Annotated in this window: 9 protein-coding genes; 1 reads left to right on the top strand and 8 read right to left on the bottom strand. The window is 64.2% G+C overall.

Annotation, left to right across the window (positions count from 1 at the left end; all coding sequences use genetic code 11):
* Nucleotides 1–33 precede the first annotated feature (33 nt).
* From RQH62_RS05385 to RQH62_RS24935, 6 genes are all read right to left on the bottom strand, one after another.
* Complete coding sequence (locus RQH62_RS05385) at nt 34–1,587, bottom strand: hypothetical protein (protein WP_311267718.1); 1,554 nt, start codon at nt 1,585–1,587, stop codon at nt 34–36.
* A 22-nt stretch (nt 1,588–1,609) separates the two neighbouring features.
* On the bottom strand, nt 1,610–3,166 hold the full coding sequence (locus tag RQH62_RS05380) for a long-chain-fatty-acid--CoA ligase (protein ID WP_311267717.1): 1,557 nt from the start codon (nt 3,164–3,166) through the stop codon (nt 1,610–1,612).
* A gap of 62 nt (nt 3,167–3,228) precedes the next feature.
* On the bottom strand, nt 3,229–4,761 hold the full coding sequence (locus RQH62_RS05375) for a hypothetical protein (protein WP_311267716.1): 1,533 nt from the start codon (nt 4,759–4,761) through the stop codon (nt 3,229–3,231).
* 20 nt (nt 4,762–4,781) lie between these two features.
* Nucleotides 4,782–7,574, bottom strand: coding sequence for a TonB-dependent receptor domain-containing protein (locus RQH62_RS05370; protein ID WP_311267715.1), 2,793 nt, complete (start codon nt 7,572–7,574; stop codon nt 4,782–4,784).
* Nucleotides 7,575–7,706: 132 nt separating this feature from the next.
* Entirely contained in the window at nt 7,707–8,414 is a 708-nt protein-coding gene (locus tag RQH62_RS05365; RefSeq protein ID WP_311267714.1) for a TetR/AcrR family transcriptional regulator, read from the bottom strand.
* A 109-nt stretch (nt 8,415–8,523) separates the two neighbouring features.
* Entirely contained in the window at nt 8,524–8,610 is an 87-nt protein-coding gene (locus tag RQH62_RS24935) for an acyl-CoA dehydrogenase family protein (protein ID WP_405053521.1), read from the bottom strand.
* A gap of 241 nt (nt 8,611–8,851) precedes the next feature.
* On the opposite strand from RQH62_RS24935, the gene RQH62_RS05355 reads away from it, so the two are divergent.
* A complete protein-coding gene (locus tag RQH62_RS05355; protein WP_311267713.1) occupies nt 8,852–10,402 on the top strand; it encodes a right-handed parallel beta-helix repeat-containing protein in 1,551 nt (516 codons plus the stop codon).
* 41 nt (nt 10,403–10,443) lie between these two features.
* Here RQH62_RS05355 and RQH62_RS05350 read toward each other — a convergent pair whose 3' ends face one another.
* Nucleotides 10,444–12,090 carry an alkaline phosphatase D family protein gene (locus tag RQH62_RS05350; protein WP_311267712.1) on the bottom strand — a complete coding sequence of 549 codons (1,647 nt, stop codon included), beginning with the start codon at nt 12,088–12,090 and terminating at the stop codon, nt 10,444–10,446.
* A 23-nt stretch (nt 12,091–12,113) separates the two neighbouring features.
* The gene (locus RQH62_RS05345; protein WP_311267711.1) at nt 12,114–14,402 is read right to left on the bottom strand and encodes a TonB-dependent receptor; all 2,289 of its coding nucleotides are present in this window, start codon (nt 14,400–14,402) and stop codon (nt 12,114–12,116) included.
* Between the last annotated feature and the right edge of the window lie 25 nt (nt 14,403–14,427).

Here is a 14,427-nt window from a genome sequence, read left to right as displayed (position 1 = left end):
AATAGGATGCGGCATTTTCCGGTAGCGCGCGCCTTAGCGGTGCAAGCCCGCCAGAGCCTCCGCCACCACCGCGAGCGGACGCATCAAACCGCCGGCGGGGCGCGCGCTGCCGATCGCGGCGGCGGGCAACGCATCGAGCAGGGTCAGTGCACGGGAAAAACTATCCACCTGCTGGTGCGCAAAGTCCGCGTCGAGCCGGTCCAGTCCGCCGTCCGGCAATAGCTGGCAGAGATAGTCGGGTCCGGGCACCAGCGAGATGGAGGGAATGCCGCATTGATAGAGCGGCGCACCTTCGCCCAGGAAGATATGAGCCAGACGCGGCGCGACCACCAAGCTGCGCAGTTTGGAACGACCGGCGACGGAAGCGCGATAGACCTGTTCCATTTGCCGGTTGGTGGCATAGACGATTTCCCGCTCCAGCCGGCCAGTTGGCGCGGGGCGATCATCCCTATCCTTCCATTCCATGCAGCCCAGATGTTCCAGCGTCAGGCCGGCGACGGCGCGGGCATGGCCCGGCTGGCCGTCCCACAGTTCGGGATGGCGCCGGAGCCAGGCGGTAGTCGCCTGTCCATGGCCGTCCACCAGCTGCGGAATCTGGAAATGGCCGGTGGCGAAGACGAAGATGATCGAGCGTCGGCGATCCTGCCGCACGGCATGGGCGCGCGCCAGAGCGAGCAGACCGGCCGGACCATTTTCCTCGCAGGCATTGGGGCCGTCCGTGTGGGTGTTGACGATGATCGTTTCATGGGGATTGCTCCCTTCCAGTACGACATGGAGCGTGTCGGTGTCGGCATCCGCCAATGTGGCTTCCAGCGTCAGCGTGGCGGAGGCGCCGCGTGCGGCCGCTTGGTGCAGATTATCGCGCTGGCCATCGCCGACCCAGAGCGCAGGGCAATCGGCATAAGGGGTGGTGAACGGAAGCACCTGCCCCTGCGCCAGTGCGTCCGACAGCCCTTCAAACAGGCAGATGACGCCGCGCACGCCGGCTGCCCTGGCCCGATCGAGAAAGATATTGGTAAGCGGGCCGAGGACCGGCACGATTTCGCCATTGGCAATATCGGCGCTTTCGTCCGGCAGAGTGGCGCGACGATCAAACAGCATCAGGGTGGTGAGCGTCGTCAGGTCCAGCCGACCGACCGGAACGATAGCGATCTTGCCGCGCGCGGCGGAAAAATCCTTTGGTGCATTGTCGAACCAGACAAGCGGTGCGGTCATGCCGTCCGGCCCGGTCCTGCCGGAATAGGGATAGGGCGCGGCGACCGGGATGGATGTGCCATCCTCCAGTCGCAGCGCGGTGCGGCCGGGCGTCCAGCGGCGGATGCGATGGGTATCGCGATGCACCGTCAGGCCCATGGCGGCCAGTTCTTCGGCGATATAGTCGACCGATTTCTGATGGGCGGGGCTGGCCGTCAGGCGCGGACCGAAGGCGTTGAGCCGCTCGATCCAGTGCCAGAGCGTGTCGCGATCCGGGATGGGAGCGGGCGCGACGTAGGGCAGCGGCGGCAAAGGGCGCGATCGCCATGCGAGCAGGCCGCCCAGCGCCGCGAGGCTAGTCATGCCGCCGATCAGGAGCTTGCGTCGCGCCATCATTCCCCCCTTCCGCCTGTCTTCAGGCCAACATGGCGCGCAACGCCTTCTTGTCGATCTTGCCGACGCTGGTGCGCGGCAGTGCTTCGAGCGTCAGCAGCCGTTCCGGAATGGCGTAGCGGCTGATCCGGCCGGAGGCGACATGCTGTTGCAACGCCGCGCAAAGCTCGTCGGGATGCGGAGGCTGCGCACCCTGGCGGGTGACGAGGAAGGCGACCGGGCGTTCGCCCCATTTGGCGTCGGGGATGCCGACGACGGCGGCTTCGGCGATGCCGGGCTGGGCGACGAGCAGATCCTCCAGATCGACCGAGGACACCCATTCGCCGCCGGTCTTGATCACATCCTTCAGCCGGTCGACGATGCGCAATGTGCCATCGGAATCGACGGCACCGACATCGCCGGTGTGCATCCAGCCATCGGCCCAGAGCGCGTCGCTGTCCTTCTGGGTCGCATAGCCCTGCGTCAGCCAGGGTGCGCGCAACAATAATTCGCCGCCGTGGGTCGTGTCGATCCGCGCCTGTACCAATATGGCGGGGAAGCCGGCGCGGCAACGGCCGGCGACATCGTCCGGCGCGCCGCGCGCCAGCGTGATGATCGGTCCGGTTTCCGACATGCCATAGCCGACCAGCGTGGTGATGCCCGCTGCATCCGCCTCCTGCGCCAGTGCAACAGGCAGAGGCGCACCACCGATCACGAAGGTCCAGGGCGCCAGGTTCTCACCCGACGCGGCATTGGCGTCCAGCAGCATGCGCAGGATGGTGGGCACGCAATGGGAGAAATCGACGCCTTCGCGCCGCTTGAGTGCAAGCAGAGTCGTAGGATCATAGCGGCCGGGATAGACCTGCTTCACGCCAAGCATGGTCGCCGCATAGGGCATGCCCCAGGCATGGACATGGAACATCGGCGTCATCGGCATGTAAACGTTGGTGCGCCGCAACCCTTGCCCGTCCGGCTGATTAGCCAGTGTCGCCGCCAGCGTGATGGTGTGAAGGACAAGCTGACGGTGGCTGAAGAAGACCTGCTTGGGATCGCCGGTGGTGCCCGTGGTGTGGAAGGTGGTGGCGATCGCATTCTCGTCGAAATCGGCGAAGGTGAATTCGGGCGGCGTGGCGTCGATCAAAGATTCATAGTCATCCCCGTCCCCTTCCATGACGATCACGCCGCTGATCTGAGGCAGGGCCGGCAGCAATTGCGCGCAGAGCGGCGCGAAATCGGCATGACGGAGCAGGAAGGTCGCACCGGACTGGCGCAAAGTGAAGTCGATCTGGGCCGGCGACAGGCGAACATTCACCGTTTGCAGGATCGCGCCCATCATCGGAATCGCGAAATAGCATTCGAGATAGCGATGGCTGTCCCAGTCCATTACCGCGACGGTATCGCCCGCACGGACGCCGCGCGCCGCCAGCAGGGTCGCCAGCCGCGTCACCCTGTCCACAAAGGCGCGATAGGTCAGACGGCGGTCGCCGCTGACGATCTCTGCCTCACTCTGGTCCGCGACATTGGCGAGCAGGTGGCGGATCAGCAGGGGATAGACATAGGCGTCCGTGCCGGGGGTCGAGAGAAGCTTGGGCGCGTTCAACGGATCGCCTCCAATGAGTCAGAAGGGAGAATAACGCAAGGGCGCTTGTCAGGTGCCATGGATCAGGCGGGACAGGCGGCGCGGGTGGCAGTATCCCGCCCCGTGACCGGATCGGCGCCCAGGCTCTTGTCGCTGCCCCTGAGCGCCGCGATGGGCAGCGCGTCGGCCTGCCGGATCAGATCCGCGATCATCGCCGTCTGGCGCGCGGCAAGATCGGCATCCAGTTTGTCCATATGGCCGTTGGGCGCGATGCCGAGCAGATAATTGGGGCCGGATATGCAGGCGATATGGGGGATGCCGCTATTATGGAAGACCCGGCCGGTCGTATAGCCCGGCCCCTGCTCCACCGCGTGGCGCAACAGGTCGTGGCGCTTGATCCCCTCTATCAACATATCGTTCAGCGGTCCGGCAGTGGCTGGCCAGTTCATATATTCATGATGGCCGGTCGCTGCATAGCCCCGACCCGGCATATCGGCCCATTCGCTGGCGCCCAGATGCTCGATGGTGAAGGCGGCAGCCGCGCGGCGCATGAGGTCGGGATGGGCGAGCGCCCAGCCGGGCGCTTCGGGCATGTCGCCGCTCATATGGCCGGGCCAGCCGGCAAAAACGAGGGTACGGTGCAGCCTTTGTCCCGGTGGCAGGCTGGCGAAATGGCGCGCCAGTTGCAGCATCGCCATGCAGCCATTTTCCTCGATGAAATTCTGGCCGTCGGTGTGGGTATCGACGATCATGACCTCATCGCTGATGCCGGGCAGGATCGCCGTGATCTGCGGTACGTCGCCGTCGATCCAGTCGGCATGGAGGGTGAGGTGGGCGGACTGTCCCGCTTTTGCTGCCGCGCGCAGGGTGTCGCCCTGATCCTGCCCGACGAAGAGCGCCGGGACTTTCGCCTTGTAGGGAGAAGCATGAGGCGAGAAATTGCCCGCTATCATCGCGGAGGAGGCATTGATGATGATGGCGACGCCCGCCGCGCCCTGTGCCGCCAGCGCATCCATCTGGAAGGACGGCATGGTCCAGAGGCGATGGTAGCGCGTGTCCAGAACATCCGCCCGCGCCTCGCCGCGCAGGTGGATGAAATGGGGGTGGACGATATGACTGAGCGCCATGTCGGGGAGCGAGGCGTCGAAAACCAGAAGGCTATCTTTTTTAAAGGGCGGCAAGCTGGCGGGGCCACTGGCTTCCAGGCGGCCGGCATAGACGAGCGGGCCGGTGACACCCTGCGGCCCGGTGGAGGCCGAGCGGACGAAATAGGCGGTCGGAATATTGCTGCGCTTTCCTCCATCGAGGAGGTCGAGGGTCCAGCTTTTCGGTTCCCAGCGGCGATAGGCGTAGCTTTCGCACGGCCCCATTTGCAGGCCCGCCGCAACCATCTGACGCGCGAGCCAGTCCACGAAGCGAAGATGATTGGCATTACCGGGCAGGCGCGGGCCGAAATCGACCATCTGCTGATAATCGCGCCGGATCTGGTCGGCGGTCGGCAGCGGCACGGACGCGCGCGTGGCCGCCATGGCCCGCCCTGCCCTGCTGGTGCCGGCCATGGCGACGGCGGCGGCCAGCAGGGCGCTGCGGCGGGTGAGACATGGGATGCTGGGCATGCGGTTCTCCTGCGCGGACATCAGAAGCTGAGATTGACGCCGGCGGTGAAGTGGCGGCCGATCACGTCATAGAGCTGCGGATTTGTAGGAATGAAAGTGACCAGCGTGCCGTTGGGCGCAAGCGGCGGATCCCGATCGAACAGATTATTGACGGTGAAGAAGAGGCGGAAGCGCTTGTCGATGCGCCAGGAGGCGGTCGCGTCGGTGTAGAAGACCGATTTGACGCTGTTATCCTCGATCCGGGCCGGTTCCTGCCGGGTGACGTCATATGTGCCGGCGCTGATGAAGCGTTCCTGCACGAACAGTTCGAACGGACCACGCGCCCAGGTGACGTTGGCGGTCGCCGTCCAGCGCGGATTGGCGGTCAGGCCGACTTCGCCGGCGCGGTCGGTGGAGGTGCCGTTGCTGATATCCTGTCGCTGTTTTTGCAGGAAACTGGCGACCATCCGCAATTGCATCGACCCGCCCAGCACATCACCGGTCGGGCGGTAGCCCAGTTCGAAATCGATACCGGCGCTTTTCAGGCGATTGAGGTTCAGCGTCGGGGATTCGATGCGGGTGATCTGCCCGGCGGCATTGCGGGTGATGTTGGCGCAGAGCGCGGTCGCCCCGGCATTGCACTGGTCGAGCGTGATCTGCGGCGTGAGCGAAGAAATGACGCCGGACAGGTCGATCGCATAATAGTCCGCCGACAGGGTCAGGCCCGGCAGGAAGGAGGGGCTGAGCACGATGCCGGCCGTATAGGTCCTGGCCCGTTCGGGTTGCAGGCTGGCATTGCCGCGCGTCACCTGGATGATCGGCACGGTGGTGCCATTTTCGATTACCGACCCGGTGTTCTGGACCGTGCCCGCGAACAGTTCAGGCACGTTGGGCGCGCGGATATCGCGCGATGCCGTGCCGCGCAGGCGCAGGCCGGCAACCGGCTCCCAGACCAGGCCCGCCTTCCAGGTGGTGACGCCGCCGCTGGTGCTGTAATTGGTGTAGCGGACCGCTGCGTTGAGATCGAGCGCGTGAAGGAAAGGCATGTCGCGCGCCAGTGGCACGGCCGCCTCACCAAAGACCTCCCACAGATGATAGCCGCCCGAAATGGGAAAGACATTGGTCAGCAGATAGCCGCCCGGCTGGTTCTGATAGGCGGCGGGGAAGCCCCGAATACCGGTCGCGTCATTGATGGAAGGGCCGATATCGTCGGTTACCTGATCCAGCTTGATGCGGCGATACTGGCCGCCCGCCGCCAGCGACACCGGGCCGGCCCAGGTCGAGAAAGGCTGAGCGCGAGCCGACAGGTCGGCGACATCCTGCGTAAAGTCGGTGCGATAGGCAGACGACCCTTCGACATAGTCGATCGCCGCCTGCGACGGCGCGCCGTTGCCGAACAGATTGATGGGCACGCAGCCGGGGTAAAGGCCCGGATTGGTGAGGGCGACGCGGCAGACGATAGTGCCGCTGGCCGGGTCACGGACTGCATCAGCCGCGGCATAGAGCCGTTCCAGCACGACATTATTGTCGGTGCGGATGCGCGTCCAGTTCTTCGCATGGCCATAATAGCCCTCGATCGTCAGGTCGTTCGGACCGGTGAAACGGAATCCGGTCTTGAGGTCGATGGTGCGCGCCTTGGCCGTCGCATTGGCGGGGTCGCCGAAATCGAAATTCATCCGCCCCATGGCGAAGGCCGGTATGTTGGTGGCGGTCAATATATCCTGCACCGCCGGGTTCAGGAAAGCGTTGCCGCTGTAGATGGTAAAGCCGTTGAAACCACCCAGGTTGAATTGCTGCACCTGATTATAATGGTTGCGGGCGAAGGCGAGATTCCCCTGCGCGAACAGGGTAAGCGAAGGCGTCACGTCAAATTCGGCGTGGCCGAAATAGCTGTGGGTGCGGATCGCGGCGGACAGGTTGCTGAACACCTGCGCCCCATCACCGCCGACCTGGATCAGGCCCGATTGCAGCGATCCGCGCGAAAAGGGTATCAATGTGCCGTCCGGCGCGAATTGCTGCATGGCGAGCGGGCCGCTGAGGATCAGACCGCCGGGCGATGCGGTCGAGGCGCGCAGATCGTCGCGGAAGATGAGCTGGCCGGGGACCGCCGGATTGCTGAGGAATCCGGTACCGGGTCGCCCCCAGTCGCGGTCCGCCACGCTTTGCAGGCCGCCGACGTCGAGATAGGAGGCGCTGGCCACGATGCGGCCGCGCCCGTCGGCGAAACTGTGGCCGGCGGTCAGGTTAGCCTTGTAGGTCGGGACATCGCCCTGATCAGAAATGCCCGACTGGATCGTCGCCTTGAGGCCGGTGAAGCGGGTATCCAGCACGAAGTTGACGACGCCGGCCACCGCGTCCGACCCATAGGCGGCAGAGGCGCCGCCAGTGACGACATCGACCCGTTTGATCAGCGCTTCGGGCAGAAGATTGATGTCGGTCGAGCCGTCACGGGCCGAGGGCGCCGCGCGGCGGCCGTCCACCAGCACCAGCGTGCGTTGCGGCCCCATATTGCGCAGGTTGAGATAGCTGCCCGTGCCCGGCCCGGTCGCGGCGGTGAAGCCACCGGTCGGGCGGGTCGATCCGCGGAAAGCCGGCAACTGGTTCAACGCTTCGCCGATCAGACCCGGCTGCGCCTTTGTCAGCGCTTCCGCCGCGACCACGGTGACGGGGGTGGGTGCCTGCGACCCGTCGCGAATGGCGCGCGATCCGGTGACGACGATGTCAGCCGTGGGGACTTCCGCCCCGGCCTGGCCGCTGCCATCCTCCTGTGCCGATACCGTGCCCGCCATCAGCGCTGCCGCGCAGGCCGATGTGCGCAAGACTGCATGAAACATGTGCCGCCCTTTCAGTTTCGGGCCTGCGGTTTCTTACCGTCGCCCGTCCTTCTCCTGACGCCGAATGTCCTTGCTTAGCCCGTCGGAGTCAACATATTTCTTTTTTAGAAAAGAAATATGTTATTGAGGCTGCTAGGCTTCTGTTTCTGGGTATTTTTCTGGCATGCACAGCGCGCGGATTCCTGCTGCGACAAAGGCGGGAAGGCGGTCGGCGATGCCCGCGAAATCGGACGATGTGACCTCGCCTTTCGAAATACGGTCGATGCGTCCCGTTTGACCGAGAGAAAAGGTGAAGGCGCCGGTCAGGAAATGATAGCCCCAATAGATCGCCTCGCGCGGGGCATCCGGCATCAGCCGCTGCATGTCGGCGATCAGGACGGTGGAAACCTCATCGAACACTTCCGACATGAGCGAGTGCATCGCCCCTTTGGAGCTGTTCACATATGCGACGATGGCGGCATAATTGCGATGCCCCTCATCCCGTTGCGCCATTTCAAAGCCGGGCCGCACGAAGGCATCGATCAGCCCCTCCAGCGTTCCCCGGTCGCCATGCAGAGCGCGATAGGCGTCGAGCGCCGCGTACCGGGCGGCATTGATCTTGGGACCGCGACGGCGGAAGACGGCGGCAAACAACTGTTCCTTGTCGCCGAAATAATAACGCATGAGCGCGGTATCGACCCCGGCGATTTCCGCCACGCTCGCCAATGTCGTGCCATTATAGCCCTTATGCGCGAATTCCGCCTCGGCATGGTCGAGGATCAGCGTCATGGACTCCTCGCGCCGCTCGGCATTGGGCTTGCGCGCGGTGGCGGTCTTGCGGGGTTTGTCCTTGCTGGTCACGGCGCGATCTTCTGCTGGAGGCCGGAGCGATGTTCGTCGGTCATCCCGTCCGATAATCCGTATCGCGACGCGACGCCACGGCAAAACACCGTGCGCGGACAGACCACGTTCACCCTGCCAGGTCGCGGTTGATGATTTCCCGCAGGATTTCCAATGTCCCGCCATAGATGCGCTGGACGCGGGCATCGCGCCACAATAGCCGGCGGCGCCATGGAGTTGCAGGCCATCATCGATGAGCTTCCATGCATGTCGAGCAGACGCTGGCCGAACGACCGGCGGTCGCGGGTGCTGATCGGCTTCAGATCATATCCGGCGTGGGGGTCGGTCATGGCGATGACGGCAATTGCAAACTGGTTCGTCAATCGACCAAAAGCCGGTTTCACTTTCCGTTCAGCCGCTTAGAGATAGGCAGATTCGGCCAACCGTTATGAGGAAAGTTGGAAATCTTGCTGAATTTGCTGGCACGCCTTGCCTGTCTGTCCTGCCTGTCCGCCGCTGGTCTGCCGACCATTGCCCATGCCGCGACCTATTATATCAACGCGACAAGGGGGGATGACCGGTTCAGCGGCACGTCCGATGCGCAGCCCTGGAAATCGCTTGGTCGTATCCGGGACGTCGCACTGCAACCGGGCGATCAGTTGCTGCTGGCCGCCGGATCGGTGTGGAAGGAACCGCTGACAATCACCCGGTCGGGCAAGGCGAGCGCACCGATCATCGTGACCGCCAGCGGCATCGGGCCGCGTCCCCGTATCGACGCGGGCGGAGTGTCCCCCCATGCCGTCGCGATTCTCAACGCGGAATATGTGTCGGTCAGCGGATTGGAGGTCACCAATGACGCGCCCACACAAGCGCAGCGCTTCGGCGTGCTGGTGTCCGCCCAGGACCGGGGCGTCACGCGCGGCATCCGGATCGCCGACATGTATGTCCATGACGTGCGGGGTACGAATGCGCGCAAGGATAATGGCGGCATCGTGTTCAGCGCGACCGGGCAGAAGCTGGCGACGCGCTTTCGCGACCTTGTGATCGAGCGCAATATCGTCTGGCGGGTGGACCGATCCGGCATTGCCGGGATCAGCGACCGGGTGACGGCCAGCAACTGGTTTCCGAGCGAGGATGTGGTCATCCGCGACAATTATGTCGAGGATATCGGCGGCGACGGCATCGTGCCGCGCGGCACGGACGGCGCGCTGATCGAGCATAATATCGTGCGCTATGCGGGCAGTCGGGCGCCCGGCTACAGTGCGGGCATCTGGCAATGGAGCACCGACAACAGCCTGATCCAGCTGAACGAGGCCGCCTATACCCGCACTCGTTATGATGGGCAGGGCTTCGATTCCGACTTCAATTCACGGCGGACCACGCTGCTCTACAATTATAGCCATGACAATGCCGGCGGTTTCCTGCTGATCTGTTCGCCCAAGCGCAACGAGAAGGACAATCTGGGCAATCGCGGCACCATCGCCCGCTATAATGTCAGCCGCAACGACGGCACCCGCATCTTCCAGCTGTCGGGCAATGTGTCCGACGCGCTGGTCGAGAAGAATATCGTCCATGTCGGCAAGGCGATGGACGTGCAGATGGTGGTCGCGACCAACTGGGACGGATGGGCGCATGATGTGCGGTTCAACGAGAATGTGTTCAAGGTCGCGGGCACGGCACGCTATGGCAGTGAAATCGGGCGGAACGGCCCGGACTATCTGATTCAGGCCGGTTTTGCGCCGGTCGGCTATATCCGTTTTCGGGATAACAGCTATCTCGGCAAGCATGTGGACCTGCCCGAGGATGGCGTGAACCAGCCGCTCATCCCCTATGTCGAACCGCCATTGGACTGGGCGGTGCCGGTCTTCAATCCCGCCAAGCCGGATGATTTCCCGGCCTATCTGGTCCGGCACCGGGCGTGGATGCTGACCATGTTGCAGCGTGAGTTGCAGGCCACGGTCAACCTGCGGCAACCGCGCCGGATATCCATCTTCGAACCGCGTCGCTGAACAGGGATCGGGGCGCCGGCAACGACGCCCCGATCGTTCCGTCAGGCGTCCTGCAACAGCTTGGCGCCGCGCTGCACTGTCATGCGATGGGTGCTGGCCAATTTGGTGGTGCGGGTGCGGATATCCTGCATGAAGTGCCAGGAGCCGGCGACCTGCTGCGGCGTGACTTCCAGCGAGACATAGCCGCGCTGGCTGGCGTCGCAGAAGGCCATGCCGGGGTTGACCGCGCGCAGGGCACGGGCGATGTCCGCTGGCGGCACGCCCTTGGCATAGGTTTCAAAGCCCGGCGAGGTGACGCTGTGGCCGGCAAATTCCACGCCGACCCTGTCCTTGCCGCCGCCCTGCCCCGGCCCGCGTTCGCCCAGATTATAGCCCCAGGCATTGTGGCTGTCGCCCGACAGGACGACGAGGTCCGCGTCGACCGCCAGCGCCGCGTCATAGAGGCGGTTGCGCGCGGCCGGATAGCCGTCCCAGCTGTCCATATTATAGGGCAGACCGGCCTGCGACGCGGCGACCGCGCCGGCCAGTGTCTTGCGGACGATTTCGGGGGCGTTGGTGGGCACCCAGTCGGCCGCATTGGTCGGGAAACGGCCATAGCCAATGATCACCTGCTGCGCGAGGATCTGCCAGGCGGTCCCGGCCTTCTTCGACGCGGCGAACCCGTCATAGAGCCATTTTTCCTGCTCCGCGCCCATCAGCGTGCGGTCCTGCGCGCTCCAGGCGCCGTCGCGGAATTCGGCCAGCGCCTTGGCGAGGTCGCCGCGCCCGGCGACGGCTTCACCGACGCTGAGCTGCTTGTTGCGCGCAGTGATGCGGGTTTCGGGGCGGAAGATGGTCGCCAGCGTGCCGATCTGGAAACTGTCATAATTGGCGTCGGAGACGGGCATCCATTCGCGATAGACCTGCTGCGCCGCCGCCTTGCGCACCGACCATTCGCCTTCCTTGTCGGGCTGATGATTTTCCGCGCCATCCTTGTAAGCGTCGTTGGCCAGTTCATGATCGTCCCACTGGGCGATCATCGGGAAGGCGGCGTGCAGCGCCTGAAGATCGGGGTCGAGCCGGTAGGAGGCATAGCGCAGGCGATAGTCGGCCAGCGTCACCATCTCGTTCGCCGGTTCAATGACGCGACCGGGGACCGTTTCCTCCAGGCTGGGATAATGACCGCGATCATATTCGTAGAGATAGTCGCCGCAATGGATGACGAGGTCGATGTCATTGCGCGCGGCCGCATGGCCATAGGCGTTGAAGAAGCCGAAGGGCATGTTGGAGCAGGAGAAGAGGCCGATGCCGAAGCGCGACACATCGCCCTGCGGCAGGGTGCGGGTGCGGCCGGTGCGGCTGATGCGGCCATCGGGGGCCACGAAGCGATAGAAATACCATGCGTTGGGCCGAAGACCGGTCACGGTGATCTTGGCGGTGTGATCGGCATCCGCGCGGGCGGTCACTTCGCCGCCCGACACGACCTTCGTAAAGGCCGCGTCGGTGGCGACTTCGGCGCGTATTGTGCTGTCGCCCGACCCGACATAGCGGGTCCAGAGCAGCACAGAGGTCGCGCCCGGCTCGCCACTGGCGACGCCATGGGTGAAGCCGCGACCCGACAGGATGGCGGCCGCGCCGGGGATGGACAGGGCGCCCAGGCCCAGCATGCTGGCCTTGATGAGCAGGCGGCGGTCGATGGTGAAGCTCATGACTGTCTCCTTCCTTGTCCGAGTTAGAAGCGGCCGGTCAGTTGCACGCCGTAGAAGCGCGGTTCTGCCGGGATATAGGTGGGAATGCCGAAGGCGCCGCCGGTATTGCCCGCGTCGAGCAGGTAGTTCTTGTTGGTCGCGTTGCGCATGAAGCCGGAGATTTCATAATGGCCGTCGGCGAAGCTGACGCCCGCGCGCAGGTTGACCAGCGTCACGCCGTCCTGACTGATCGCTTCGGTATTGGGTACTTCGAAATAGATCTTGCTGCGATAGGTGACGCTGGGCGTCGCAAAGACGCGCATGCCGTTGCCGATCGGCGCGTCGATGGTGAAGCCGGCCGCTGCCTGGAATTTGGGCTGGAGGCGGAACTGATCGCCGGCGAAGCGGCCATTGGCTTCCTTATTGTCGATACCGCCGTCGATATAACCGCCATTGGCGAAGATGCTGAGCCAGCTGGTCGGCTGGATCGCCACTTCCGCTTCGACACCCAGATTACTGGCCGTGCCGGCGCTCATCGTGCGGGCGACGCCGTCGCTGCCGACCACGCTGACCTGGAAATTATCGTATGTCTGATAATAGACGCCCAGCGAGCCGGAGACGATGCCGCTATTGCCCTTCAGGCCGACTTCATAGTTCCAGACATTTTCCTCGGCGATCTGGCTGATGCGAGCGACGCCGCCGGCGGCGGCATCCAGATTGACGGTTGGCGAGCGGCGGCCCTTCGACACGGTGGCGAAGCCGTTCAACTGCGGCGAGAAGCGATAGAGGATGTTGAAGCGCGGCAGGAAGGCGGCGAAGCTGCCCTGGGTCCGCAGGACGCGGCCGTTGGTGTTGATCTGACCCGGAATGAGCGGCGCGCCGCTCAGCACTGAATTGGGCACGGTCGTGACATAGCCTGACCGACGCTTTTCGATGAGGGCACGGATGCCGGCGGTCAGTTCGAGCGAAGGGCTGGCAAGCCAGGTGCCATCGGCAAACATCGAATAGCTGTCATTCTTGCCCTGATTTTCATAGACCGAGCTGTAGGGAATGACGGTGGCCGCGCCGTTGGTGAGGATCGCGGTCGCCTGCGATGCGGTGACGGTGCCGTCGGCCGCAATGCAGGCGAGGCCGGGGATCAGGCGCGTGGCGCACTGGATATAGGTGCCTTCCTCGGTCGAGAAAGGCACGCGCTGGTGGTTCTTTTCACGGAAACCGTTCCAGCCGAACGAGCCGCGGAAATGATCGCCGGCATAGGAGAAACGGGTTTCATGGCTGACCTGCCAGCCCTTCGCTTCCTCGCCAAATTCCAGATACCAGGCTGCCGAGCCGTCGGCGTCGAACACTTCATTGCTGTCGAACTTGCGATAGCCGTTAACCATCGTCAGCGTCCAGTCGTCGGCAATGTCCCAGCTGAAGGTGAGGTTCGCGTCATAGACGTCGCGGTGCAGGCCCAGCTTTGAAGCGCCCAGAACGGAGGCCGACAAAGGCGAGCCGCTGAGATTGGCCGAGCCGAAGGGATTGCCCGGCCCTTCCGAGGTCGGCAGCGCGAGCGAGACGAAGGGCGTGCCTGAGTTGCGCTGGCGATCATAGGTCAGGATGATGTCGGCGGTGAAGCTCTCGGTCGGCTTCAGACGCAGCGAGCCGCGCACGCCCAACTGATCGCGAGCATAGAGATCGTCCTGCGTCGCGGACAGGTTCTTCACATAGCCGTCGCGCTTCTTCCAGGCGAAAGCGATGCGGCCGGCAACCTTGTCCGACCCGCCATTGATATAGCCGCTGAGCAGCTTGGACTCATAGTTGCCGTACCCGGCGTTCAGTTCGGCGGAGAAGCCGGGCTTGGGCCGGGCGGAGATCATGCTGATCGCGCCGACCGCCGACGCGGTGCCGAACAGGGTCGCCTGCGGCCCCTTGATCACCTCGATCCGCTCCATGTCGTAGATGTCCTGATAAGAACCACGCGAGCGGGAAATGTCGACGCCGTTATAATAGAGAGTCACGCGCGGCGCCTGCTGCGCCGATCCGCTGTCCGACGTGATGCCGCGGATGACGATGCCGGGATTGTTGGCGCTCTGTTCCTGAATATTGAGGCCGGGGATGTAGTTGGACAGTTCGTCGAGGTCGGAGACGCCGATTTCCTCCATCCGCTTGCCGCTGACGGCGGAGATGGTGATCGGCACATCCATCGCGCGCTGCTCGATCTTCTGAGCGGTAACGATGATCTGTTCGCCGGCGCCAGCGGTATCGCCTTCGGGCGCCGTGGTCTGGGCGATGGCGGGGACGGCGGCGCTGCTGGCGAGCAGCATGGAAAGAATATGGAAACGGCGTGTCATGGTGCGAACCCCCGATTGGACTGGA

Origin of the sequence: Sphingobium sp. WCS2017Hpa-17, from assembly GCF_031843765.1 — a bacterium.
Classification (GTDB): domain Bacteria; phylum Pseudomonadota; class Alphaproteobacteria; order Sphingomonadales; family Sphingomonadaceae; genus Sphingobium.
This window is presented reverse-complemented; position numbering and strand designations above follow the sequence as displayed.

Coding starts and splice junctions, on each gene's coding strand:
- RQH62_RS05385 (WP_311267718.1), bottom strand. CDS start 1,587: ATGGCGCGACGCAAGCTCCTGATCGGCGGCATGACTAGCCTCGCGGCG.
- RQH62_RS05375 (WP_311267716.1), bottom strand. CDS start 4,761: ATGCCCAGCATCCCATGTCTCACCCGCCGCAGCGCCCTGCTGGCCGCC.
- RQH62_RS05370 (WP_311267715.1), bottom strand. CDS start 7,574: ATGTTTCATGCAGTCTTGCGCACATCGGCCTGCGCGGCAGCGCTGATG.
- RQH62_RS05350 (WP_311267712.1), bottom strand. CDS start 12,090: ATGAGCTTCACCATCGACCGCCGCCTGCTCATCAAGGCCAGCATGCTG.
- RQH62_RS05345 (WP_311267711.1), bottom strand. CDS start 14,402: ATGACACGCCGTTTCCATATTCTTTCCATGCTGCTCGCCAGCAGCGCC.